Raw genomic sequence first — 23991 nt, 5'->3', positions numbered from 1 at the left:
CCATATCGTCGTCGACAATTTCGACGAACGTCGAACCGATAACGGCGACGCTCGGATCCGGTCCCGGGCTCGGGCTCGGGCGAGCCTGTTGTCCGGGTGCAGGCCGGACTGCGGGCGCGCCCGATCCGACGCCCGCGTTCGGCTCGAATCCGATCGCCGAGGGTCCGCCGGTTTCGACACGGGCAGCACCGACGCCGACGGGAACACGTTTGTGTCTCCCGGTCGGATCGTGGTCATGGACACGACAGCGACGGTCAGCTCGGTCGAGACGGTCGGCCGCGACACGTACGCCCTCCGGTTCGACGCGCCCGACGGGTTCGACGCCGAGCCCGGGCAGTTCGTCAAGCTCGGCACCGAGATCGACGGCGAGTCGGTCGCGCGCTTCTACACCCTCTCGTCGCCGACCGTCGGCGACACCTTCGAGGTGACGGTCGGCATCGACCCCGAGGAGGGCGGCGAGTTCTCCGCGTTCCTCGCCGACGCCGAGGCCGGCACGGAGATGACCCTCTCCGGGCCGTTCGGCGACCAGCACTACGACGGCGAGCCGCGGGCGGTCGTGATCGCGGGCGGCCCCGGCGTCGGCCCGGCGGTCGCCATCGCGGAGCGCGCGCTCGACGACGGCGCCGAGGCCGCGGTCGTCTACCGCGACGACGACGTGTCGCACGCGGACCGGCTGGACGCGCTGGAGGAGCGCGGAGCGGCCGTGTATCTGCTCGACGCGGACGAGAACCTCGACGACGCGGTCGCCGAGGCGCTGACGGGGAGCGAGGGCGAGACCGTCTTCGTGTACGGCTTCGCCGATCTGGTGGCCGACGCCGAGGCCGCGGTCGAGGCCGCCGGCGGCGACGCCGACGCCGCGAAGGTCGAAAACTTCGGCTAGAGGTGGTTTGAGACGGTTTAAACGATTGCTTATAAGCGGTTACTGACGGATCCACGGCGAACACCTCCAAAGCCCCAGCCGCTCATTTATAAACGGTTGACTGCAGATCGGCGGTGAACACCTCCAAAGCCCCAGCCGCGACGGCTCGCTCGCTTTGCTGCGCGCCTCGCTCAGTCGCTATCGCTCCCTCGCTGCGGTGCTTGCTGCAGCGTGCTTCGCCCTCGCGGCTGCCCCTTTGAGTCCCACCCGACCGCTCCGCAACCGCAGCCTCACGCCTCCCCAGCCTCGTCGGGCGCCCTCCGCTTCGCTCCGGACGCCCGACTCCCTCGTGCGGGCTGCTCGCGCCCGATGGGCGCTCGCAGGCGCACGCCACCGCGGTTCTTACTTTCCCTGATCGAGGTCCCACGGCGCGTCGTCCGGGAGGTCGCTCGTCTTATAAACGCCTCTGCCGACGGCGACCGTCCTGTCGTCGGCGTCGGCTCGGTTCCGGGGTTCGTTTAAATACTCATCTGCGTCGCCCTCGGGCTGGACGACCTCCACGTCGACGACGGCGGTCTCGCCGCCTTCTCTGACTACCTCGGCGGTCGCGACGAGGTCGTCGGTCGCGGGCGCGAGGTAGTCGATCCGGAAGTCGATCGTGGGCGTCGGGAACCCGGCCAGCGCAGTCGCGGCCGCGCCGGCGACGCTGTCGGCCAGCGAGAAGGCGACGCCGCCCTGCGCGATCGCCCGCCGGCGGTTCGAGGAGTGCTTCTCGCCGAACCGTAGTCGACCCGCGGCGCGCCCGTCGGCGGCCTCCGTCACCTCGATGTCGAGCAGATCGCGGTACGGGCTCCGGTTGAAGTAGTCGAGGATGTCGCCTTCGTCGTCTCCGTCGCTTCCGCCGCCCCCGTCGTCCTCGTCGCCCTCGCCGCCGGTCATCGCGGGTCTGGGGCATCGTCGCCGAAGTAGTCGGCGAGGCGCTCCGCGGCCTCGACGGTCCGAGGCGTCACGAGGGCGAACCGGATCCACTCCTCGCGGGCGGTGCCGAACGCCTCGCCCGGCATCCCGGCAACGCCGGCCTCGTCGATCAGGCGCTTGACGTTGGCCATCGTGCCGGGGAAGCCGTCGAAGCGCGCGAGCACGTAGAACGCCCCCTCCGGACGGGTGTACTCGGCGCCGGCCGCGTCGAGCGCGTCGGTGAAGGCGTCGACCCGCTCGGAGAGTAAGTCGCGGGCCTCCGCGTAGTACTCCGGCGGCGTCTCCGCGAGCGCGTGGTGGACCGCGTACTGCGAGGGGCGCGCCCCGGCGACGTTCACGAGCATGTGCCGCGTCTTGGCGTCGCCGACGTGCACCTCCGGGAAGATCCCGTACCCGACCCGAAACCCCGTGATCGCCATCGACTTCGAGAACCCGCTGGTGACGAGCACCCGCTCCGACTCCAGCGTCAGTGCCGACTCGAACTCGCCGGTCAGGTCGAAGTGGTCGTACACCTCGTCGACCATCACGAGGGCGTCGACCGCCTCCGCAATCTCGACGACCTCGCGGATCGCGTCGAGGTCGTATATCGCTCCCGTCGGGTTGTTCGGCGTGTTCAGGACGACGAGCGCGGTGTCCTCGCTCGCGGCCTCCCGGATCGCGTCGACGTCGAGGCTCCCGTCGCGCTCCGTCGGGACGAGCGTCGACTCGCCGCCGAGCATGTCCGTCTTGCCGGGGTAGTAGGGGTAGACGGGGTCCATCAACAACGCCTCGTCGCCCGCGCCGCGCTCGAACGCGCGCGCCATCGCGAGGTAGTTCGCCTCGCCGGTCCCGTTCGTGACGACGACGCGGTCGGGGTCGACGTTCCGGCGCTCGGCGATCGCCTCGCGGAGCTCCACCAGCCCCTCGCTGGGCGGGTACTGGAACTCCTCGGGAGGGAGGTCGGCGTACTCGCGGAGCGCCTCCCGCAGCGCGGCCGGCGGCTCCCAGTCGGGGTTGCCGCTCACCATGTCGATGACGTCCCCGTCGGCCCCGGCCGCGTACTGCATCACGTGGAAGAACTTCGGCTCCTCGTACTCCATACCCGTCGCTCGGCGTCGGGCGCCGTGGCTCTTTCGGCTGGCCTTTCCCCCGGTCGGCGGAACGCCTGCGTGCGTTATGTCGGTCTTACCCCCGCCTTCTCCGATCCGGTGGTTTCACCTGCGCCCCCGGCCACCCGGAGGTATGAACAAACGGGGTCACGTTCTCAACGCCTTACTGCTCGCGCTCGGGCTCGGGTTCGTCATCGAGCCGAGCCTCAGTACGGCCACCGCGCGGACCGTCGCCGAGATCACCGTTCCGATCGTGTTGGGGGCGCTGTTCCCCGACGTCGACACCGCCTTCGGCCGCCACCGGAAGACGCTCCACAGTCTCCCGGTGCTCGGGATCTTCCTCGCGTACCCGCTCGTGTTCGGCAACCTCCAGTACGTCTGGATCGGCGTGTTGACCCACTACCTCCTCGACGTGGTCGGGAGCCGCCGCGGGATCGCGCTGTTCCACCCGCTGTCGGACACGGAGTACGGGATGCCGACGGGCGTGACGACGAGCAGCAAGTACGCGGACCTGGTCACCGTGATCGTCACGGCGCTGGAGCTCGCGGTCTTCTGGGCGATCCACACTTACGTCGTGACTCTCGATCTCGACCTCTCGGCGGCCGCCTCCGAGGCGGCGGCGGGGCTCGGGATCTGACGGGGCAGAGAGTACGAGAAAACGCCGAGCCCGCGGCCGCGACCTAGTTCGGCCGGTAGTCGGAGAGCGTCCCGGAGTAGACGCTCACGTCGTTGAACCGCCCCTCGTAGGCGACGTTGCTCGGGAGGGTCGGCTCGTCGCCCGAGAGGAACTGCCGGTCGAGCTTCTCCCACGTGTTCTCGTACGCGAGGTGGGCGAACTCCACGAGCCCGCGGAGCTGGTGGGCGGCCCCGCCGCGGTGGACGACGGTTCGGGGCCGCGCCTCGCGGAAGGCCTCGACGACCGCGTCGACGCCGTCGAAGTCGCCGTCGAACTCCGTCCACGCCTCGCCGACGGTGCCGGGGAGGTGGGCGTACGACGAGCCGAACCCCGGCTGGTCTGTGGCCTCGGCGATCCGGCGCGTCCGGGCGTTCTGGTGCGGGAGAAGTTTCGTGTTGTACGTCTCCACCGCGTCGATCCGGGCGCCGTGGGCCTCGATCTCCGGTCGGGTGAGCGAGATGGTCGCGAACCCCGGATGGGGCGCCAAGACGGCCGCGTCCTGTCGGTCGGCCTCGGCCATCGCCGCTTCGAAGGTGATGTAGTCGGGGACGGGGTCGTCCAACCCGAGAACGAGGATGTGCCGCCGGTTCCCCCAGTCGCCGGTGAACACCTCGCGCGCGGGGACCACGGTCAGGTCGCCGTCGGAGAACCGGGCCGCGCGCTGCCGGATCGTCGGCAGGCGGGTGAAGTGCGGGGCGTACACGAGCGCGTCGATCCCTCGCTCCTTCGCGAGGGCCACGACGTCGTCGCCGAGCACCTTCACGTGGGCGTCGACACGCGTTCTCGATCCAGTCACGGATGGGCGTTTTTCGTCACCGAGCAAAGGCGTATCGTTCGACGGCGAGTCCGGTGGCGTCGCCTCGGGAGGTGCGCCGGTCGCGCTCGGGAGGAGAACGGCGGATCCCGAACGGCGGTCGCCGGGGGAAACCGTTAATCCCTCGGGGCGGGGACGGGATGACATGCCCCGCTGGACGTGCGGAATCGACGGCTGCGACGCCGCCTTCGACGACGTGGAGTCGGCCATCGTCCACCAGACGAACGGCCACCAGCGCCACGAGTGCAAGGTGTGCGGCACGATCGTCCCGGACGGCTACTTCGCGATCCGGCACGCGTTCGACGAGCACACCCGCGCCGAGTTCGTGCGCGCGTACGACGCCGACTCCGCGGCGGTCCGCCGCCGCGAGGAGATCAAGCGCGAGATCGAGCGCGAGGCGGACTTACAGCGCGTCGTCGACCAACTGGACCGAAGCCCCTAATCGGGACTCCCGACCGAAGCCACGGACTCACAGCACTCGCTTCCCGAACGCGCTCGCGGCGAGCTCCGTCGCGAGCTCCGCGGTCTCGTTGTGCTGGTCCAGCGTCGGGTTCACCTCGACGAGCTCCATCGACCGGACGGCGTCGCTCTCGGCGACGGACTCCATCGCGCTGTGGGCCTCCCGGTAGGTGGCGCCTCCGCGGACCGGGGTGCCGACGCCGGGCGCCTCCTTCGGGTCGAGCCAGTCGAGGTCGAGGCTGACGTGGACCCCGTCGACGCCGGCGGCCGCCTCGGCCATCGCCTCCTCCGTCACGTCCGTGATCCCGCGCTCGTCGATGTCCGACATCGTGTAGGCGGCGAACCCGTGGTCGCGGATCACCTCGATCTCCGCGTCGTCCACGGAGCGCAGCCCGACGAGCGCGACGTTCTCCGGGTCGAGCCCGGGGGCGGTCGCCCAGTCCGACCCCGCGAACTCGCCGAGCCCGAGCGCGGCCGCGAGCGGCATCCCGTGGACGTTCCCGGAGGGCGTCGTCGCGGGCGTGTTGAGGTCGGCGTGAGCGTCGAACCACACCGCGCCGATCGCCGCGTCCCGCGCGGACCCGGCGAGCGAGCCGATGGCGATCGAGTGGTCCCCGCCGAGCGCGAGCGGCACTTCCCCCTCGGCGAGCGCCCCGCCGACCTCGTCCGCGAGCCGGCGGCAGACGTCGGCCGTCTCGCGGAGGAACTTCGCGTCCCCGTCGCGTGGAGGCTCCGCGTCCGGGTCGCGCTCCTCGGCGCGGGGGACCGCGAGGTCGCCCGCGTCGACCGTCTCGACGCCCGCTCCCGCGAGCTGGTCGGCCAGTCCGGCGTAGCGGATGGCCGACGGTCCCATGTCCACGCCGCGTCGGTTCGCCCCGTAGTCGGTCGGCACGCCGATGATCCTGACGGTGGTCATGTCCGAGAGAGCGCCCCGGCGGCGCTTGAAAGGTGGGGTCTCCCCCGACGCCCGCCCGAGGAGAAGATCGCGCGGAGAGGGGATCGCACACGGTTTTCACCTCGCCCCTCCAACGGCGGGTATGAGCGGCTCCGACGGCGACTTCGCTCCGGCCGACCTCGAACCGATCGGCGCCATGATCGCAGTCGCGTTCACCGGCGCCGCGATCGGACTCGTCGGTGCCGCCGTCGCCTTCTTCGTCGGCGACCTCGGGCTCGCGCTGATCGGCGTCGGCGTCGTCGTGGCGCTCTCCAGCCCGATCGCGTACGTTCGACTCCGTCGGCTTCGGCGATCCTGAGAAACCACACGATCATTTATAACGGGCTTCCATCGCATTTAAGCGGGCCGGCCATCTATTCGCGCCTATGTCATCGATCGAGCTCACGTCGAGTCAGAAAAGCATCCTCTCGGCCCTCATCAACCTGTACGGGGAACAGGAGGACGCCGTCAAAGGCGAGGCGATCGCCGAGGAGGTCGACCGCAACCCGGGGACGATCCGGAACCAGATGCAGAGCCTGAAGGCCCTCCAGTTGGTCGAGGGCGTACCGGGCCCGAAGGGCGGGTACAAGCCCACCTCGAACGCGTACGAGGCGCTCGACATCCAGCGCATGGAGGAGCCGGCGGACGTCCCCATCTACCACGAGGGGGAGGAAGTGACGGGGGTCAACGTCGACGGGATCGACCTCTCCAGCGTCCACCACCCCGAGCTCTGCCGCGCCGAGATCCACGTGCAGGGCTCCGTCCGCGACTTCCACGAGGGCGACTCCGTCACCGTCGGGCCGACCCCCCTCTCGAAGCTCGTCATCGACGGGACCGTCGACGGCAAAGACGACACCGCGAACATCCTCATCCTCCGGATCGACGACATGCGCGCGCCCGACGAGCCCGCCGAGCACTAACGTCTCGCCGACGACACCGTTCCGCCCTCTTCTCTTTGCGAACTCACTAACGGACAGCTCCAGCGCGGTCGCTTACGGTGGGCTCCCTGATCGCGCCGCTGTCGACGGAATCACCGCTCGCGCTGCTGGGATCGGCCTTTGTTGAAATCCTCAGCAGGAGATACGCTCTGAACACCCAATATATACAGATACAGCGGTGAGCGAGAACGGGAGTGGGTATTGCAGATCGGCGTCCGCGCTTCAATATTTAAAAGCAACCGTGAGTGACGCCGATGATCGCTTTTAAAGCTACAACGCAGTGGCGCGTGCCTGCGAGGCCGCCTCGCGGCCGAGCAGCACGCGCGAGGGAGTCGCTGGCGGCGATAGCCGCCAGCGACGAGGCTGGGGAGGCGTGAGGCTGTGCGGTCGGGTGGGACTCAAAGGGGCAGCCGCTGTGGGCGGCGCAGGCGACGTAAGCACCGCAGGGAGCGAGTGAAACGAGCGACTGAGGAGCGCAACGAGCGTGCGCCGCCCACAGCGGCTGGGGCTTTGGAGGTCGTCACCGTAACGCCGTCGACGACTTATAAACAGCCGACAGCAACGCCACTCGACCACTTATAAACAACCACGCCACCATCTCGATATACCCACTCCCGCTATCGATCAGGAAGCAGGTCTCATCGACCGACCGTTTCAGTTGAAGACGTGTCTGAAGAATAGGGTTGTAACGGATCCCGAGATGACTTAAAAGAGAAAGATGCGCGGGGTCGATCGCGATCGCTCCGATCCTACATGTCGCCGAACGCGCTCACGCCGCGCCCGGTCGAGGAGACCTTCGCGATCCACCGCACCGCGATGGACTTCTTCAGCAGCTTCGCGGGAGTACCGCCGAACGTCTTGATCGGCATCCCCATCACGTCGTGGGCGACCGCGTCCTCGCCGACCGAGATGACGGTCCCCTTGTCCGTGTGTTCCCACGACTGGAGGGGCGCGCCGCGGGCGGCGCGCGCGAGGTTCTCGCCGGCGACCTCCGCGGCCTGCCAGGCGGCCTGCGCCGTCGGCGGCGCCACGTCGTCGTCGCCCTGCTCGACGAGGGCGGTGTCGCCGATGGCGAACACGCGGTCGTCGCTCGTGGCGAAGTCGGAGTCGGCGTGGACGCGGTTCGATCGCTCGTCCTTGTCGACCTCGACGTTCTCCAGCTCCGGCTGCCCCGTGATGCCGCCGGTCCAGATGAGCACGTCGTAAGCGAGCTCCTCGGGCTCCTCCTCGTCGCCGCCGCCGAGGTAGACCGCGTCCTCGTCGGCCTTCGAGATGAAGTCACCGGTGAGGATCTCGATGTCTGCGTCCTCGAGCCGCTGACGGAGCGCGCCCTGAATCTGCGGGTCGTTCCCGGGGAAGACCTCGTCGAGGCCCTCGACGAGCTTGATGTCGATCGGGGCGCGGTGCTTGTCGCGGTACTCCGCGATCTCGCCCGCGGTCTGGATGCCGGAGAGGCCCGCGCCGCCGACGATGACCTCGACCGGGTCGGACCGCGTCGCCTCGGCGGCGGCCGACCGCACGTCCTCGTGGATCGCCTTCGCGTCGTCGAGGCTCTTGAGCTGGTGGGCGTTCTCCTCGAGCCCCTCGATACCGAAGAAGGCGGTCGTGGAACCGACGCCGAGCAGGAGGTAGTCGTAGTCGACGGTCGTCCCGTCGTCGGTCTCGACGACGCGTTCGTCGGTGTCGACGTCGACGACGCGACCCTCCACGAACTGCGACTCGGACGATTTGATCTCGTCGACCGGGATGGTGATCTTCTCTGCGACCGCGGGGTTACGGATCGCGCGGTGTACCTCGTGGAGAACGAGGTGGTAATCCTGCTCCGAGATCCACGTGAGTTCGGCCTCGCCATCGCCGACCTCGTCTTCGAACGCCTTCACCGCACCTGCTCCGGCGTAGCCGGAACCGACGACGACGACCTGTGTAGTCATGTGTACGTTTCCGCAGTCCGCGGGTAAAGTCGCTTTGGAACGTACATGATCTCGGACTAATCGGCGTTCGCACCGCCGCCTTACGGAGGATCGAGGAGAGAGCCTTGCGCTTCAGCGCGGGGAGGGCGTCAAAGCGAGAGCCCGGCGTGCCAGCGATCGGCGCCCGCCTCGCGTTTGACCTCGTCCATCCGCGCGAGGAGCGTCACGGCGAGGCTCGCGGTCTCGGCCGCCCGCGACTCGCCCTCGGTGCGGAACTCGCCGGTGACCCGGTTCGCGTAGACGGAGCAGACCGCGCCCGCGCGGAGCCCGTACACGTTCGCGATCGTGAGGATCGCCGACGCCTCCATCTCGATGTTCTTCACGTTCGCGTCCCGCAGCTCTTCGACCAGCTCGTCGGAGCCGGCCGCCTCGAACCCCTCGAACCCGGGGCGTCCCTGCCCGGCGTAGAAGGAGTCGGCGCTCATCGTCACCCCGGTGTGGTAGTCGTGGCCGAGCCGCTCGGCGGCGGCGACGAGCGCGGAGACGACCTCGCCGTCGGCGGCGGCCGGGTAGTCCTCGCGGACGTACTCGTCGCTCGTCCCCTCCTGTCTGACCGCGCCGGTCGTGATCACCAGGTCGCCCACGTCCATCCCCGGCTGGATCGCGCCGCAGGAGCCGACCCGGATGAACGTGTCGACGCCGACCCTCGCGAGTTCCTCGACCGCGATGGCGGCCGACGGCGAGCCGATCCCGGTGGAGGTCACGGAGATGGGCGCGCCCTCGTAGGTCCCGGTCGCGGTGCGGTACTCGCGGTGGCGCGCGACCTCCTCGTGGCCGTCCCACAGCGCCGTGATCTTGTCCACGCGCTCGGGGTTTCCGGGGAGGAGCACGGCGTCCGCGACGTCGCCCTCGCCGACCTCGACGTGGTACCCCACCTCGTCGTTCGGGTCCTCGCTCCTGTCGCTGTCGTCGGTCATGTCTCCGCCCTTCGGTGAGCCGTTTAAAAGGAGTTCCGTCTCGGTCGCTCGGGGCCTCTCCCGCGCCTCACTCCGCGCGCGCGTCGTCGAGCGTCCCCTCCGAGATGGTGTTCGGGAGCAGCTCGCCGAGGGTGTACTCGCCGATCTCGCCGTCCCCCTCGTCGCAGACGACGACGAGGTCGTCGGCCGCGAACTCCGCGAGCGACTGCCGGCACATCCCGCAGGGGGTGACCCCGTCGCGGACGCCCGACGTGACCGCGATCCGATCGAACTCGCGGTGGCCGTCCTTCACCGCCTCCGCGAGCGCGACCTCCTCGGCGTGGAGGCTGTTGGAGTAGTTCGCGTTCTCGATGTTGCAGCCGGTGTAGACGGTGCCGTCGGCGGTCCGGAGCGCCGCGCCGACGCGGTACTCGGAGTACGGGACGTGGGCGTCGGCGAGCGCGTCGCGCGCGGCCTCGATCAGATCCATACTGAGGCGTCGACCGGCGGTCGAATAAATGGACGGTTCGGAACCGGTCGGAGGCCAGAGGGGTCGGAGCTCACGCGGTCGACTCGCCGGCGTGTGCCCGAGCGAAGCAGTCGAGGACGAGCTTCGCCCCGCCGAGGACGACGGGACCGATGAACAGGCCGACTGCGCCGAACACGGCGAGCCCCCCGAAGATACCGATGACGATGGTCGTGGAGTTGAACGCGCCGGTCCGACCGATCAGCGCGGGACGGAGGTACGTGTCCGAGAAGGTGACGATCAGGCCGTACACGGCTATCGCCGCGGCGGCGACCGGTCGTCCGACCGCGACGAGATACACCGCGGCCGGTATCCAGATCCCGAACGAGCCGACGAGGGGGAGCAGCGTCAACACGAACGTGGCGACCGTGAGGAAGATCACGGCGGGGAGGCCGGCGATCGCGAGCCCGACGCCGAGCAGCACCGCCTGAATGGCCGCGACGGCGACGTTCCCGACGACCGAGGCCCACATGAGCTGATCGAGCCCCTCGCGGAGCTCGCCTAAGACATCGTCGTCGATCGGCAGCACCCACTGGACCCACGCCGCGAACCGTTCCCCGTCGCGCAACAGTGCGAAGAGGACGAACAGCGTGATAGTCAGCCCGATGAACAGCCCCGGCAGACTCCCGACGAGGTCGATCGCCCCCGACGTGACCTGTTGGAGGCTCGTCGCGATCCGCTCCTGGTTCGACTCGTACAGCGTGGCGATGTCGACACGGAACCCGATATCCGCGAGGAGCCCCTCGATCGACGCGAGGTCGAACTGCCCGTCCCTGACGGCGCTCACGACCCGGAGCGACTGTCGGACGGCGATCGTGAGGAGATAGATGATCGGGATCAACACGAACACCAACGCGGCCACGACGACTCCGAGCGCCGCGACCGTGGGCCTGACGTACTCCTCGGCTCGCACTTGGACCGGGTACAGGATGTACGCGAGAACCACGCCGAACAGGGCGAACTGCAGATACGGCAGCAGGACGAGCAGGACGAGGAGACTGCTCAACAGGGCGAGCGCGGTCAGTCCCGGCTGTCCCGCGAGCCACGTCGGAGGGCCCGATCTCTGTGACATACCGACGGCTGGAGAGACGTGCATTACTTTACTGGCCCGATAATCGGGTTTCGAGAGTGCTAACGGGATCGACTCGGGGTCGTGATCCGTCTCACCGCCCCGCGTCGCGCTCGTGGCGCCTCACCGCCCCGCGTCGCGCTCGTGGCGCCTCACCGCCCCGCGTCGCGCTCGTGGCGCCTCACCGCCCCGTGTCACGCTCGTGGGCCTCACCGCCCCGTGTCGTACTTGTAGGTGGCCGAGTCGGGGTCGATCCCGAAGTCCTCGGGCGACTCCGACGTGTCGTCGGCGGCGTCCGCCGGCTCGGCCGCCTTGAACGCCTCGCGGAACCGGTCGGGCATCTCGAAGTCGTCGACGGCGAGCTCGAGGCCGACCACGCCGCCGCCGAGGAACTCGCGCTTCTCCGCGAGCCGGTCCGAGAGCGCCTCCGGAAGGTCGTCGGTGTCCACCTCCTCGAAGCCGAACTGGGTCAGGTACTCGGGCTGGTCGGTGAGCACGTACACCGTCTCGAACCGGTCCGCGGCCGCGGTGTCGACGAGGCGCTCGACCACGTGGGCGCCGACGCCGCGTCCCTGCCACTCCGGAAGGACACCGATCCCGGTGAGCTCGATCCGGTTTTCGGCGTCCTCGTCGTCGCCTCGATGCAGGCGGAGCCGGCCGAACCCCGCCCGGTCGCCCGACTCCTCGTCGACCGCGATCACGTAGTCCCGTGACCGGAAGGCGACGTCGTCGAGCCCCAGCTGCTCGATCGCGTCCAGTAACCACGCCTCGTCACGGTTCTTGGCGTCGCGGACGTACATGGATCCACGTACGCGGGCCGACGTAAAAACGGTTCCCCGCGGGGCGTCGCGGGCGGCCCCGCCGACCGGCTCCGGGCCGGGCTTAAATCCCCTGTCCCATCAGGTGGCTGCGCAGCACGTCGGGCGTTTTGAGCCCGGCGTCGCTGTTGATCAGGACCACCGTCTCGTCGCCGTCGAAGAACTCGTTCTCCGCGAGCGCCCACGCGCCGGCGGGCGCGGCCCCGCCGGTGGCGCCCATCTCCATCACCTCGTTCTGCGCGACCGCGACCGCGCTCGCGAGGATGTCCTCGTCCGCGACGCTCACCGCGGTGCCGCCGCTCTCCCGGACCGCCTCGACCGCGGCCGCGCCGCCAGCGGGGTCGGCGATCTCCAGCTCGCCGCAGATCGTGTCGGGCGTCGACCACGGCTCCGGCTCGTCGAGGCCGCGCTCGACCGCGGCCGCGATCGGCGCACAGCCCGCCGCCTGCGCCGCGACGACCTTCGGGACGGCGTCGATCGCGCCGACGCGCTCCAGCTCCGCGAACCCCTTATAAACCCCGGCGACGACCTCGCCGGACCCCGTGGGTACGACGACCGCGTCCGGCGCGTCGCCGAGGTCGGCGACCAGCTCGAACGCGAGCGTCTTCACGCCGTCGTGGCGGTACGGCGTCGCGAACTCGCCGAGGTCCGTGTACTCCGTCTCCAGCTGTTCGTCGACCGCGTCGACCGCGTCCGGGAAACGCCCGCCGACCACGCGCATGTCGCCGCCGTGGACGTTGGTCATCGCCTTGTTCGAGAACGCGCACCGGGAGGGGACGAACGCGTACGAGCGCAGGTCGGCCCGGCCCGCGTACGCCGCCATCGACTGCCCGGCGTTTCCGGGGCTCGCGCACGCGAGCGGCTCCACGTCCTGTCCCTCCGCGGCCCGCGCCGCGACCGCGGTGAGCGCGACCGAGAGCCCGCGGTCGAGCACGGTGCCGGTCGGGTTCCGGCCCTCGTCTTTGACGTACACCGCGTCGACGTCCAGCTCGTCGGCGAGCCGTTCCGTCGGAACGAGGGGAGTGGCGCCCTCGCCGGCCGAGATCGCGGCGTCGGCCGGGAACGGGAGCAGCGCGTCGAAGCGCCAGTGGCCCCGGCCCGTCCCGGCGGGGCCGTCCTCCGGCCCGTCCAGCAGCGCCTCGGGGTCCACCGCGTCGTAGTCGTAGGCGGGGTCGAGCCCCCGCGCCCGCTCGTCGGCCGACACGGTCGTCGGGTCCGCCGTCTCGTGGACGCGACCCGACGCGCGACTCTCCAGCCCGCGGAACGCCGTCGTCGTCTCCGTCGACTCCATACCCGCCCTTTCGGCGGCGGCGACTAATCGCTTCCCTCTCGGGCGCGGCTACTCCGGCGTGAACCGAACCGTCGCCGTCCGGTCCGCCCGCTTCCGACGGTCCCGGATCTCCTCGACCAGCGAGGCAACGCCGTCCGGGTCCGTCTCGAGCGCCTCGGCCGCCGTCTCGCGGTCCATGTCGAACCAGCCGTAAAGCACGACGATCCGCGCCTCGCCGGGCGTGAACAGCGTCTCCGCGATGAGGTCGGCGGCGAGCACCCCGACGTCGACGCGCTCGAACCCGTTCCCGAACCGCCGGTACAGGTCACGGTCCAGCTCCGAGAGCAGGATCCGGCCGCGCTCCTCGTCGACCGACACGTCGATGCGTTTCAGGAACGCGGTCGGGAACGTCCCGAACCGGGGGTGTTCGTCGTCGTCGACGTAGCCGAACGTCTGATCGGGGCGGTCGACCGGGGTCGCGGCCGCGCCGTAGTAGAGCCACCGCTCGTCGGGGTCGCTCATGCGTCCCCCGTCGCGTGGCGCGCTCCGGATCCGCTCTGCCCCGTCGCGTGGCGCACACCGAGTCCGCAGCGTCTCGGCGTGCACCGCGGTGCGCGGACCATGGCGTGCGGATCGACGGGAGGAGGGCTTCAAACCCGATCCTCAAAATATCGAGAGTGAGAATATCCCGGCGGCGCCGGGCGAGCGGGATCGAGCCGTGGCCGCTTATAAGCGCCCCGACCGAACGGAAACCCATGCACGGAGACGCCACCGTCGTCGGCGGCGGGCTCGCTGGGCTCGTCGCGGCGACTCGGCTCGCCGAGGCGAGCGCGGACGTGACGCTGTACGAGCGACGGCCCGAGGTCGGGGGGCGGGTCCGGACCGAGACCGTCGACGGGTTCACCCTCGACCGGGGGTTTCAGGTGCTGTTCACAAGCTACCCGGCGGTCGCGGCGGAGGTGGGCAACGAGGGTGACGTCGGCGACGCCCTCGACGTCCGGCGGTTCGCGCCCGGCGCGACGATCTGCCGGCCGGGGTCGCGCTCGGTTCTCTCGGACCCGTTCCGCGACCCCCGCGCCGCGGTCGCCTCGCTCCGCAACGACGAGATCTCCTTCTCCGACAAGCTTCGGACGCTCGCGCTCCGACACGACCTCGCGAAGCGCGGCGAGGACGACTTCTTCGCCGGTCCCGACGCGTCGATCCGCGAGTACCTTTATAAATGGGGGTTCGCCGACGACTACGTGACCAACTTCGTCGAGCCCTTTTACGGCGGGATCACCCTCGACCGGAGCCTCTCGACTTCGAAGAACGTCTTCGAGTACACGTTCCGCGCGATGAGCCGCGGCGCGATCGGCGTCCCCGCGGCGGGGATGCGGGCGATCCCGGAGGCGCTCGCCGACCGCGCCCGCGACGCCGGGGTGACGATCGAGGCGGGCGAGGACGTGGAGTCGGTGCGGACCGCAGGCCAGGGCCGGATCCCCTTCCGGATCGGCCGCGGCGACGCCGAGGGCGCGACCGTCGAGCTCGCGGACGGCTCGACTCACGAGACCGACGCGGTCGTCGTCGCGGCGACTCCGCCGGAGGCGCGCCGCCTCACGGACGTCGAGTCGATCCCGACCGAGGGCGTCCCGAACGTCACCGGGTGGTACACGCTCCCGGCGGGCGAGTCGTTCGAGACGGGCGAGCGGATCCTGCTCAACGCCGCGGACGACTCGCCGAACGCGGTGGTCCCGATGTCGGAGGTCGCGCCCGAGTACGCCCCCGACGACCGCGCGCTGATCGCCGCGACGTTCCTCGGCGAGACGCCGCTGGACCGGCCGGCCGCCGGCCTCCGCGACGACGTCCGCGACGCCCTCGAGGCGTGGTACCCCGGCCGCGACTTCGACGGGTTGGAGACCGTCGACACCCACCGGATCCCGTTCGCGCAGTTCGCCCAGCCGCCGGGGGTTCACGCGGGCCTTCCCGAGCCCGACGACCCCGAGGGGCCGGTCGTCCTCGCCGGCGACTACACGGAGTGGTCGTCGATCCAGGGCGCCTTAGAGAGCGGGCGGACGGCGGCCGAGGCGGCGGGCGGGTACTTATAAACGTCGGAGCGACGTCCGGCGTCGCTACTCCTCCCGCCGGAACGCCCCCTCACCGTGCTCCTCGACGGCCGCGAGCAGTTCGTCGCGCTGGCGACGGATCTCGGGCGGAAGGTCGGCGTACGCGTGGTCGAACATGTCGGCCGGGTCGGGCTCGACCGACTCCGCGAACTCGATCGCCTCGGCGACCACCTCGTCGGCCTCCTCGCGGACCGCGGCGACGCCCTCGTCGTCGATTCGCCCGGTCTCTCGCAGGAACCCCTCCATGCGGTCGACGGGGTCGAGCGCGCGCCACGGGTCCGCCGCGTCGGGGTCGCGGTAGGCGGTCGGGTCGTCGGCGGTGGTGTGCGCGCCGAACCGGTACTCCACGAACTCGATGAGGGCCGGGCGGGGGTCGTCGCCCGCCGAGCCGTCTCGGTCCTCAGAACCGTCTCCGTCTCCGTCTCCCGAACCGCCGCCCCGCGCGCGCTCCGCGGCCTTCTCCGTGACCGCGTAGCTCGCGAGCGGGTCCATCCCGTCGACGCGGACGCCCTCGAAGCCGTAGGCGGCCGCCTTCTCGGCGAAGGTGTCGCTCGCGGTCTGCCGCGACTCGGGGATCGAGATCGCCCAGCCGTTGTTGTGACAGCAGAAGAGGGTCGGCGCGTCGAAGACGCCCGCGAAGTTCATCGCCTCGTGGAAGTCGCTCTCGCTGGTCGCGCCGCCGCCGAAGTGCGCGGCGACGACCCGGTCCTCGTCCCGGTAGTCGAACGCCCACGCCGCTCCCACCGCGTGCGGGAGGTGCGCCGCGATCCCGATGTTCAGCGGGAAGACGTTGCCCTCGGCGATCGCCTCGGTCCCCGACTCGTGGCCCATCCAGTAGGGGAGGTACTCGGAGAGCAGATCCCGCACGACGATCGCCCCGTGCTCGCGGTACTGGTAGGAGATGAGGTCCCGGTCCGCGAGCGCGTGCGTCGACCCGACCGCCGAGCCCTCCTGCCCCGCGCAGGGCGCGTACGTCCCGATTCGACCCTGTCGCTGGAGGCTCACCGCGCGCTCGTCGAACCGGCGAGTGATCACCAGATCGCGGTAGATCGCGCGGAACCGCTCGTCCGACAGGTCCGGGACGGCGGCGTCCGAGAGGGGACTGCCGCCCGGCCCGAGCACGCGGTAGAGGTCCTCGTCGGCGAGCGGGTCGGTCGCGGAGCCAGACGGGTCAGGGGAACCGGCGGAGCCGACGCCGTTCTCGTCCATGGGCGATCGCTGTGCGCCGCGGTCACAAGGAGTTAGCGGTCGCGGCGGCGTCCGAGCGCTCTCGGCTCCGCCGGCGGAGGAAGAGTATCGGCGGTCCGATGAGCGCCCCCGCGACCGCCGTGAGCGCGAGGACGAGTCCGACGAGGAGCGGGGTAGGGCCGGCGGCGAGCAGATCGACGCTCCAGACGACGACGAACCAGGCCGTCCAGACGAGCCCGGTGACGAGGGCCGTGAGCGTCCCGAACGCGACCCCGGCCGGGTACGTGTACGTCGCGTTCCGTTCGACGACCAGCCACCAGACCGCGCTCCCGACGAGGAGCGCCGGCGCCGCGAGGAGGGGCACCGGGAAGGACGGCGGGAGACCGATCACCTCGACGAAGACGCGCAGCACGTCCGACAGCAGGCGGGCCGTGACCGCGCCGCAGCCGAACGCGTAGGCGCCGGCGAGCAGCGCCCACCGACGCGGGGACGAGGGGCCGAACTCGGGCGGGAGAGACGGAACCATATCCGAAAGTCCGTAAACGCGTGGTAAAGTCCTTCCCGTGGGTGAAGCGTCGGTTTGCGTCTCCGACGCGACGACCTCTCGGCCTCGGCGGTCGAACCGGGACTCAGGGCGTGATCACGGCCCTCCCGTCGATCTCGCCGCGTTCGAGCCGCTCCGCGACGGCGTTGATCTCGCCGAGGTCGTAGCGGCTGGTGTGTAGGTCCACGTCGCCCTGCTCGACGAGCGCGACCAGCTCTTGGAGCTCCGCGTACCGGCCGACGATGTTGCCGACGAAGGAGAACTCGCCGTTCACGAGCGCCTGCGCCGGCTCGTGAACGTGTCCGCCGTAGCCGATGATGTGATGGTCGCCGCCGGCGGCGGTGACGTCGGGCGCGTACGCGGTGGTCACGTCCTCACCGACGAAGTCGAGCACCTGCGCGGCGCCCGCCCCGTCGGTAATCGCCTCGAGCTCCTCCCGAACGTCGGTCTCTTTCGGATTGATCAGGTGGTCGGCGCCGTACCTCTCGGCGAGGTCCAAGGCTGACTCCTTCAGATCGATCGCCGTGATCCGCGCCGCGCTCATCGCGTCGAGACACTGGAGCCCGATGTGTCCGAGTCCGCCGACGCCGATGACGACCGCGTGGTCGCCGGGATCGAGGTCTGCGACCGCCTTCTTCGCCGCGTGGTACGCCGTGATGCCGGCGTCGGCGTGGGGCGCGATGTCGATCGGCTCGACGCCGGACGGCAGCGGGATCACCGAGCGCTCGCTGGTGTGGAGGTACTCGGCGAAGCCGCCGTCGGTGGTGAGCCCGTTGAACGCGTCGTTCTCGCAGTACATCGTCTCGCCGAGCCGGCAGGGTCGACAGGTGCCGCAGGTCTGGACCGGGTGACAGATCACCGGGTCACCCTCGGCGACGAGATTCACGTCCTCGCCCGTCTCGACGACGGTTCCGGCGTTCTCGTGGCCGAGCGTCATGGGAAGATCCTGGGGGACGTACTCCGCCCACATCCCCTCGATGATGTGGTTGTCCGTCTGGCACCACCCCGCGCCCTCGACCTCGACGATCACGTCGGCCGCGCCGGTCGCCGTCGGCCGGTCGACCTCGTCGATCGAGAGCCCCTCGCTCATGTCGTCGGTGTACTCGTGGAGCCTGGCGGCTTCCATATGCGATCGCATAGCACGGGAGCGGGAAAAGCGTTCACCGCGAAGGGCGCTCGCGGACGCCGCGGTCCCCGTCGACGTGGTTGCGCGCGGTCGCGTACGCCTCGCGGACGCGCCGGAACGCCTCCTCGTCGCCGCCCTGATCCGGGTGGGTCTCTTTGACGCGCTCGCGGTAGGCGCGTTTCACCTCGGCGGCGTCGGCGTCGGTCGCCACGTCGAGCTCGGCGAAGGCGGCCGCCACCGGATCGCGCCCGCCCGCGGTAGCGGCTCGGGCGGTCCTCCCGGCGGCGCGGCCGGCTCCGCCGACGCGCCGGCTCGTCCTCCCGGACCGTCCGGCCCTCTGGGACCGCCCGCCCCTCGCCCAGTCGGGCTCGGTCACGTCGAAGGGGAGCCGTCGACCGAGCCCGCGGCCGGGCATCTCGTGTTCACAGAGGACCGCGTAGACGCCCTCGCCCTCCAGTCTGAAGTAGTCGTGCGCGTCGAACGTGATGGCCACCCCGCGCTCGGGGAGGTAGAAGGGGACCGAGACGCCGTCGAACGCGTGGTCCTCGCGGAACGACTCGCCGATCGCCCGCAGGTACTCGCGGATCTCCCGCCGCCGTCGCTCGTCGCCGGCCGGGTCCGAAGCGGCGCCGCCCGCGCCGTCGGGTCCGCCGGCCGCGCTCCCCGGGCCGGTCCTCCCGGCACCGCCGCTCGGGGAGGGCACGTACCGGTCCCCGAGGTAGAAGGCGAGCGCGACGAGCCCGGAGGCGACGGCGCCGAGCGCGAGGCCCAACGCGACCCACGGCGGCAGGAGACGGACGAGCTCGGCGACCACGCCCGCAGTTACGGCTCCGCGCGTATCAACCCCTCGGCGGGTTCGACGGCGGATTCGAGAAGGGAGAGTCGCGTCCGAGCGTCAGATCATCCCCTTCGCTTCGAGCCCGTCGATGATGTCGTCGACGAGCTCCTCGGGGGTGTCGTAGGGGAACTCCTGCTCGCTGCCGAGCTTCGCGGCCATCTCCATCGCGGTGAAGCTCACGTCGCCGGCCTCGAACTTCGTGGCCGGCCCGTCCGGGAGCGCGGGGACCAGGTCCATCTGGTTCTCGACGGGGAAGTCGGCGCCGCCGAAGGCCTCTAAGAACTGTTCGCGGAGTTCCGCTTTCACGTCTGTCATGCACGTATTTCCCGAGAGCGACCGCAAAAGCGTTGCGGAACAACGCTAAACTCGTTGAGGGTTCTTGTACGACGAACGGGACGAGGGCGAACGGGACGACCCGAGTCGGACCGGGAAACCGGGGGCGAATTCCGGATCCTGCGGAACTTTGTCGGTTGGGTCGCGAGGGGGAGCCATGTCGTTCGAGTTCGATTACGACCTGCTGTGCGAGTTGACCGAGGCCCGGGGCGTCCCGGGGTACGAGGACGAGGTCCGCGAGATCGTCCGCCGCGAGTTCGCCGACCGCGCCGACCGCGTCCGCACCGACGCGATGGGCAACGTCGTCGCCACGATCGAGGGCGACTCGGACTACTCGGTCGCCGTCGCGGCCCACATGGACGAGATCGGCTTCATGGTCCGTCACGTTACCGACGAGGGGTTCGTCCAAGTCGATCCGCTCGGCGGGTTCGACGCCCGCGTGCTGCGCGCCCAGCGCGTCACCGTCCACGGTGAGGAGGACCTCACCGGCGTCATCGGCTCCGTCCCGCCCCACACCCTCACGGACGAGCAGAAGGAGAAAGAGGACGCGGTCTCCGACGTGTACATCGACGTGGGCCGCGACGCCGAGACGGTCGAGGAGCTTGTCGGCGTCGGCGACCTGGTCACCCTCGACCAGACGACGACCCGCATGGGCGACCGGATCACGGGGAAGGCGCTCGACGACCGGATCTGCCTGTTCGCGACGCTCGAGGCCGCGAAGCGGATCGACGACCCCGACGTGACGGTCCACTTCGCGGCGACGGTCCAAGAGGAGGTCGGGCTCCGCGGCGCGACCGCGCTCGGCGTCGACATCGACCCCGACCTCGCGATCGCCTTAGACGTGACCGTCGCGAACGACGTGCCCCAGATCGGCGACGCGGCCGACGCGGTGACGGAGCTCGGCGAGGGGACCGCGGTCAAGCTGAAGGACTCCTCCGTGATCACCAGCCCGAAGGTCCACCGGCGGCTCACCGCGGTCGCCGAGGAGGCGGGGATCGACCACCAGCACGAGGTGTTGCCCGCGGGCGGCACCGACACCGCCGGGTTCCAGAACACCGCGGGCGCGAAGCCCGTCGGCGCGATCTCGATCCCGACGCGGTACCTCCACACCGTCACCGAGACCGCCGACGGCGACGACGTGGCCGCGACGATCGACCTGCTGACGGCGTTCCTGGAGTCGGAGACCGGCGAGCACGACTACACGCTGTAGACGCGACGGACGCGCGGTAAAAGGGAGCCGACGTCAGACCGCGTTTCCGGACCGCTGTCGCCGCCTCACCGCTCGTCGATCGGGACGAACTCCGAGTCCTTGGGACCGGTGTATCGCGCCCGCGGGCGGATGAGGCGGTTGTCCTCCTGGTACTGGACGATGTGGGCGATCCAGCCGCCGGCGCGGCTCATCGCGAAGATGGGGGTGTACATGTCGACCGGGATGCCCAGCGAGTCGTAGACGGAGCCGGAGTAGAAGTCGACGTTCGGGGCGATCCCCTTCTCGAGCAGTCCCTGGTCGGTGAGGTACTCCTCGATCGCGGTGGTGTAGTCGAGCCACTTCGTGTCGCCGGACGACTCCGAGAGGTCGCGGAGCTTCTCCTCGAGGATGTTCGCGCGGGGGTCTTTCACCTTGTAGACGCGGTGGCCGAAGCCGGGGATGCGGCGCCCCTCCTCGCGGGCGTCTTTCACCCACTGCACGGGGTCCTTGTCGGAGGCGTCGACCTCCTGGAGCACCTCCATCACGTCCTGGTTCGCGCCGCCGTGGAGGGGACCGGAGAGAGCGCCGATCCCGCCGGTGACGCCGGAGTACACGTCCGCCATCGTCGAGCCGATCACGATCGACGTGAACGTCGAGGCGTTGAACCCGTGGTCGGCGTGGAGCGTCAGCGCCATGTCGAACGTCTCGGCGCTCACGTCGTCCGGCTCGGTCCCGGTGAGCATGTAGAGGAAGTTCGCGGCGTGCGACAGGTCCGGGTCGGGCGCGACCGGCTCTTCGCCCTGTCGGGCGCGCTCGAAGGCCGCGAGGACCGTCGGGATCTTCGCCGTTATCCGGCGGCCCTTCCGGAGCGTCGCGTCGAGGTCCGCGGGGTCCGCGTCCCCCTCGGGCTCGTACGCGGACAGCATCGAGACCGCGGTCCGCAGCGCGGCCATCGGGCGCTCGCCCGCGTCGGCGAGCGTCCGAACGGCGTCGAGCACGTCGTCGTCGACGGCGCGCTCGGCGGCCAGCTCCGCGGCGAAGTCGTCGAGCTCGTCGCGGGTCGGCAGCGAGCCGTGCCACAGGAGGTACAACACCTCTTCGTAGCTCGCGCCGCGCGCGAGGTCCTCGATGTCGTACCCACGGTACACGAGCTTGCCGACCTCGCCGTCGACGTAGCTCAGATCCGACTCCGCGACGAGGACGCCTTCGAGCCCGCGCTTTAACTCGTCTGACATGCCCTGAACTTCCGACCACCACCAAAAAAGCGTTATCTTTCAGGAGGAATCCACACGACGATCGTCGAATCGGTCAGCGTCGGACGACGGCGTCGCAGTCGACCGGTTTTCGCGGGACTCGTTGACGAACTCTCGCGATCCCGTCCGAGACGGGCGGGGAAGCCCGACGATCAGCGATCCGGTGCGACGATAGACGACTCGGAGCGCCGATCGGTAGCCGACCGGATCAGCGGGCCGGCACGACCGTCACGGTGCGCTTCCGGTCGATCGCGTCCTCCAGCTCCTCGGCGATCGCGGAGCCGCGGGACACCTGCACCTCGCCCCCGCGGCCGACGGTGGCGGTGAACAGGTACTCGCCGTCCGCGCGCACCTCCACCGTCTCGCCCACCCCGGCGTCGACGTCGATGACGACGTGCCGAGAGGTGATCTCCGGAGTCACGACGATGCCGCGTTCCTCGCCGACCTGTCCGCCGCGACCGTCGTCTTGCCCGTTCGCGCCGCGACCGCCGCCGGAGCCGCCCCCGCGACCGCCCGGCTTCTCGTCGTGGGTGCGGACGTCGATCTCGATCCCGAGTCGGTTCTCGATGTCGCTGATCCGACCGCCGCCCTTGCCGATGACCGTGCCGATGTCGCCCTCGGAGACGTACACGACAGCCCCGTCGTTCCCCGTGAGCTCGACGTCGACGTGGCCGTGCGCGACCGACTTGATCTCGCGTTCGATCTCCTGTTTGGCGATCCGGCCGACGCCCGTCTCGCTCTCGGCCTCGCCGCCGTCCTCGTTGAGCGGGACCGTGACGACCTGCCGGTTGAACGTGTAGATCTCGTACTCCGGCCGGCCCGTCTCGAAGTTCGACACCTGGATCACCGGGCGCGCGAGGTCCTCGGCGGTGAGCCCCGCGGGCACCTTCACCTCGGTGGTCACGTCGTAGACGGTGTGGACCTCGCCGGCCTCGATGTAGACGACGGTGTCGACGATCTGGGGGATCATCCCGAGCTCGACCCGGCCGACGAGCCGCTGGAGCGCGTCGATGGCGCGCGACGCGTGGACGACGCCGACCATCCCGACGCCGGCCATCCGCATGTCCGAGAACACCTCGAAGTCGTTCGTCTTCCGGACCTCGTCGTAGATGGTGTAGTCGGGGCGGACTAAGAGGAGGGAGTCGGCCGTGTTCTCCATCTCGCCGCCGAGCGCGCCGTACTGGGTGATCTCCGGTCCGACCTGCAGGTCGCGCGGCTTCTCCATCGTCTTGACCGCGTAGTCGCTGTCCGAAAGGAACTCCGCGACCGCCTGCGCGAACGTCGACTTCCCGGCGCCCGGCGACCCGGAGATGAGCACGCCGCGCTTCCGCTCTTTGAACCGCTCGCGGAGCTCGTCGGCGAACTCGTAGTCGTCGAGCGTCGTCTTCGCGATCGGTCTGACGGCCGTGATCTCGATCCCGTCCGCGAACGGCGGGCGCGCGACCGCGATCCGGTAGTTGCGGAACTGGACGATGTCCATCCCGTCGTCGGAGAGCTCGATGAACCCCTCGTTGGACTGCCGCGCCAGGTCGACGATGCCGGTGGCCCACTCGCGCATCTGCTCTTCGCTCGTCTCCGTCTCGTCGATGACCTCGTACCGCATCTCGCCGAGGGCGCCGCGCTTCGCCTTCGGTTTCGTCCCCGTCTTGAGGTGGACCGACATCGTCTCGTCGGTGAAAAAGTGCTGGATCGGCAGCTCGTCGACGACGCCGCGGGCGACCGGCTCGACGTACTCGACGCCGATCCCCTTCGCGCGGGCGACCTCGGCCTGCACGATATCGCTGGAGAGGAGCGTGGCGTCGCGGTCGGCGGCGATGTCGCGGATCAGCGCGTCCACGTCGCCCTCGTGGGCGTGCGATCGGGCGTCGCCGTCGGCGCGTTCGCCGACGTACTCAAGCTCGATCGTCCCCTCGTCGGCGAGGTCGGCGAGCCGCTTGAGCTCGCTCAGCCCGTCCCACCCCGATTCGAGCCCGTCGTTGGCCTGCGACTCCAGTTCGCCGACGACGGCCTCCGGGACGAGCACCGTCGCCGCCGCGTAGGTCCCGTCCTCGACGCGTTCGGACACGCGGCCGTCCACGACCGCACTGGTGTCCGGTACTACGTTCATACCCTGAGTCCGGGCG

25 protein-coding genes are annotated in these 23991 nt (G+C 70.1%); 7 read left to right on the top strand and 18 right to left on the bottom strand.

Annotated elements, in window-relative coordinates:
- Positions 1-235: 235 nt before the first annotated feature.
- Positions 236-880, top strand: coding sequence for an FAD-dependent oxidoreductase (locus tag EDM04_RS08920; RefSeq protein ID WP_123621252.1), 645 nt, complete (start codon positions 236-238; stop codon positions 878-880).
- Positions 881-1261: 381 nt separating this feature from the next.
- Here the strand turns inward: EDM04_RS08920 and EDM04_RS08915 are convergent, their stop codons facing one another.
- Both EDM04_RS08915 and EDM04_RS08910 read right to left on the bottom strand, forming a co-directional pair.
- Positions 1262-1798 carry a PaaI family thioesterase gene (locus EDM04_RS08915; RefSeq protein ID WP_123621250.1) on the bottom strand — a complete coding sequence of 179 codons (537 nt, stop codon included), beginning with the start codon at positions 1796-1798 and terminating at the stop codon, positions 1262-1264.
- Positions 1795-2916 (bottom strand): pyridoxal phosphate-dependent aminotransferase, encoded by a 1122-nt coding sequence (locus EDM04_RS08910; protein ID WP_123621249.1) that lies wholly within the window; start codon positions 2914-2916, stop codon positions 1795-1797. Before EDM04_RS08910 ends, EDM04_RS08915 begins: the two co-directional genes overlap by 4 nt.
- 142 nt (positions 2917-3058) lie before the next feature.
- Between EDM04_RS08910 and EDM04_RS08905 the strand changes: the two genes are divergently transcribed.
- The gene (locus tag EDM04_RS08905) at positions 3059-3562 is read left to right on the top strand and encodes a metal-dependent hydrolase (protein ID WP_123621247.1); all 504 of its coding nucleotides are present in this window, start codon (positions 3059-3061) and stop codon (positions 3560-3562) included.
- A gap of 43 nt (positions 3563-3605) precedes the next feature.
- Here the strand turns inward: EDM04_RS08905 and EDM04_RS08900 are convergent, their stop codons facing one another.
- Positions 3606-4397 carry a PHP domain-containing protein gene (locus EDM04_RS08900; protein WP_394338979.1) on the bottom strand — a complete coding sequence of 264 codons (792 nt, stop codon included), beginning with the start codon at positions 4395-4397 and terminating at the stop codon, positions 3606-3608.
- Between the two features lie 163 nt (positions 4398-4560).
- On the opposite strand from EDM04_RS08900, the gene EDM04_RS08895 reads away from it, so the two are divergent.
- Positions 4561-4857: a hypothetical protein gene (locus tag EDM04_RS08895; protein ID WP_099254749.1), complete on the top strand. Its 297-nt coding sequence runs from the start codon at positions 4561-4563 to the stop codon at positions 4855-4857.
- A 27-nt stretch (positions 4858-4884) separates the two neighbouring features.
- Here EDM04_RS08895 and rocF read toward each other — a convergent pair whose 3' ends face one another.
- On the bottom strand, positions 4885-5790 hold the full coding sequence (rocF, locus tag EDM04_RS08890) for an arginase (protein WP_123621243.1): 906 nt from the start codon (positions 5788-5790) through the stop codon (positions 4885-4887).
- 121 nt (positions 5791-5911) lie between these two features.
- Here rocF and EDM04_RS08885 point away from each other — a divergent pair, with 121 nt between their 5' ends.
- Both EDM04_RS08885 and EDM04_RS08880 read left to right on the top strand, forming a co-directional pair.
- Entirely contained in the window at positions 5912-6127 is a 216-nt protein-coding gene (locus EDM04_RS08885; protein ID WP_123621241.1) for a hypothetical protein, read from the top strand.
- 67 nt (positions 6128-6194) lie between these two features.
- A complete protein-coding gene (locus EDM04_RS08880) occupies positions 6195-6728 on the top strand; it encodes an Rrf2 family transcriptional regulator (protein WP_123621239.1) in 534 nt (177 codons plus the stop codon).
- 767 nt (positions 6729-7495) lie between these two features.
- Here EDM04_RS08880 and EDM04_RS08875 read toward each other — a convergent pair.
- From EDM04_RS08875 to EDM04_RS08845, 7 genes are all read right to left on the bottom strand, one after another.
- The gene (locus tag EDM04_RS08875) at positions 7496-8677 is read right to left on the bottom strand and encodes an NAD(P)/FAD-dependent oxidoreductase (protein WP_123621237.1); all 1182 of its coding nucleotides are present in this window, start codon (positions 8675-8677) and stop codon (positions 7496-7498) included.
- Between the two features lie 128 nt (positions 8678-8805).
- Positions 8806-9633: a nucleoside phosphorylase gene (locus EDM04_RS08870; protein ID WP_123621235.1), complete on the bottom strand. Its 828-nt coding sequence runs from the start codon at positions 9631-9633 to the stop codon at positions 8806-8808.
- Between the two features lie 67 nt (positions 9634-9700).
- Positions 9701-10102, bottom strand: a complete 402-nt coding sequence (gene cdd, locus EDM04_RS08865) for a cytidine deaminase (RefSeq protein ID WP_123621232.1) — start codon at positions 10100-10102, stop codon at positions 9701-9703.
- Between the two features lie 70 nt (positions 10103-10172).
- A complete protein-coding gene (locus tag EDM04_RS08860) occupies positions 10173-11210 on the bottom strand; it encodes an AI-2E family transporter (protein WP_123621230.1) in 1038 nt (345 codons plus the stop codon).
- A 206-nt stretch (positions 11211-11416) separates the two neighbouring features.
- Positions 11417-12007, bottom strand: coding sequence for a GNAT family N-acetyltransferase (locus EDM04_RS08855; RefSeq protein ID WP_123621228.1), 591 nt, complete (start codon positions 12005-12007; stop codon positions 11417-11419).
- Positions 12008-12089: 82 nt separating this feature from the next.
- Positions 12090-13316 carry a pyridoxal-phosphate dependent enzyme gene (locus EDM04_RS08850; protein WP_123621227.1) on the bottom strand — a complete coding sequence of 409 codons (1227 nt, stop codon included), beginning with the start codon at positions 13314-13316 and terminating at the stop codon, positions 12090-12092.
- A gap of 48 nt (positions 13317-13364) precedes the next feature.
- Positions 13365-13817, bottom strand: coding sequence for a hypothetical protein (locus EDM04_RS08845; RefSeq protein WP_123621225.1), 453 nt, complete (start codon positions 13815-13817; stop codon positions 13365-13367).
- A gap of 233 nt (positions 13818-14050) precedes the next feature.
- Here EDM04_RS08845 and EDM04_RS08840 point away from each other — a divergent pair, with 233 nt between their 5' ends.
- Positions 14051-15379: an NAD(P)/FAD-dependent oxidoreductase gene (locus EDM04_RS08840; protein WP_123621223.1), complete on the top strand. Its 1329-nt coding sequence runs from the start codon at positions 14051-14053 to the stop codon at positions 15377-15379.
- Between the two features lie 24 nt (positions 15380-15403).
- Here EDM04_RS08840 and EDM04_RS08835 read toward each other — a convergent pair whose 3' ends face one another.
- From EDM04_RS08835 to EDM04_RS08815, 5 genes are all read right to left on the bottom strand, one after another.
- On the bottom strand, positions 15404-16606 hold the full coding sequence (locus EDM04_RS08835; RefSeq protein WP_123621220.1) for a thiamine pyrophosphate-dependent enzyme: 1203 nt from the start codon (positions 16604-16606) through the stop codon (positions 15404-15406).
- 22 nt (positions 16607-16628) lie between these two features.
- A complete protein-coding gene (locus tag EDM04_RS08830; protein ID WP_123621218.1) occupies positions 16629-17111 on the bottom strand; it encodes a hypothetical protein in 483 nt (160 codons plus the stop codon).
- Between the two features lie 103 nt (positions 17112-17214).
- Positions 17215-18255 (bottom strand): NAD(P)-dependent alcohol dehydrogenase, encoded by a 1041-nt coding sequence (locus tag EDM04_RS08825; protein WP_123621215.1) that lies wholly within the window; start codon positions 18253-18255, stop codon positions 17215-17217.
- Positions 18256-18289: 34 nt separating this feature from the next.
- Entirely contained in the window at positions 18290-19069 is a 780-nt protein-coding gene (locus EDM04_RS08820; RefSeq protein WP_123621213.1) for a J domain-containing protein, read from the bottom strand.
- 81 nt (positions 19070-19150) lie between these two features.
- A complete protein-coding gene (locus tag EDM04_RS08815; RefSeq protein WP_123621211.1) occupies positions 19151-19408 on the bottom strand; it encodes an MTH865 family protein in 258 nt (85 codons plus the stop codon).
- A gap of 175 nt (positions 19409-19583) precedes the next feature.
- Here EDM04_RS08815 and EDM04_RS08810 point away from each other — a divergent pair, with 175 nt between their 5' ends.
- Entirely contained in the window at positions 19584-20636 is a 1053-nt protein-coding gene (locus EDM04_RS08810) for a M42 family metallopeptidase (protein WP_123621209.1), read from the top strand.
- A gap of 65 nt (positions 20637-20701) precedes the next feature.
- Here the strand turns inward: EDM04_RS08810 and citZ are convergent, their stop codons facing one another.
- A complete protein-coding gene (gene citZ / locus EDM04_RS08805; RefSeq protein ID WP_123621207.1) occupies positions 20702-21850 on the bottom strand; it encodes a citrate synthase in 1149 nt (382 codons plus the stop codon).
- A gap of 226 nt (positions 21851-22076) precedes the next feature.
- Positions 22077-23975: a PINc/VapC family ATPase gene (locus EDM04_RS08800; RefSeq protein ID WP_123621204.1), complete on the bottom strand. Its 1899-nt coding sequence runs from the start codon at positions 23973-23975 to the stop codon at positions 22077-22079.
- Positions 23976-23991: the final 16 nt, after the last annotated feature.

It is taken from the genome of Halorubrum sp. CSM-61, from assembly GCF_003781945.1.
Classification (GTDB): domain Archaea; phylum Halobacteriota; class Halobacteria; order Halobacteriales; family Haloferacaceae; genus Halorubrum.
This window is presented reverse-complemented; position numbering and strand designations above follow the sequence as displayed.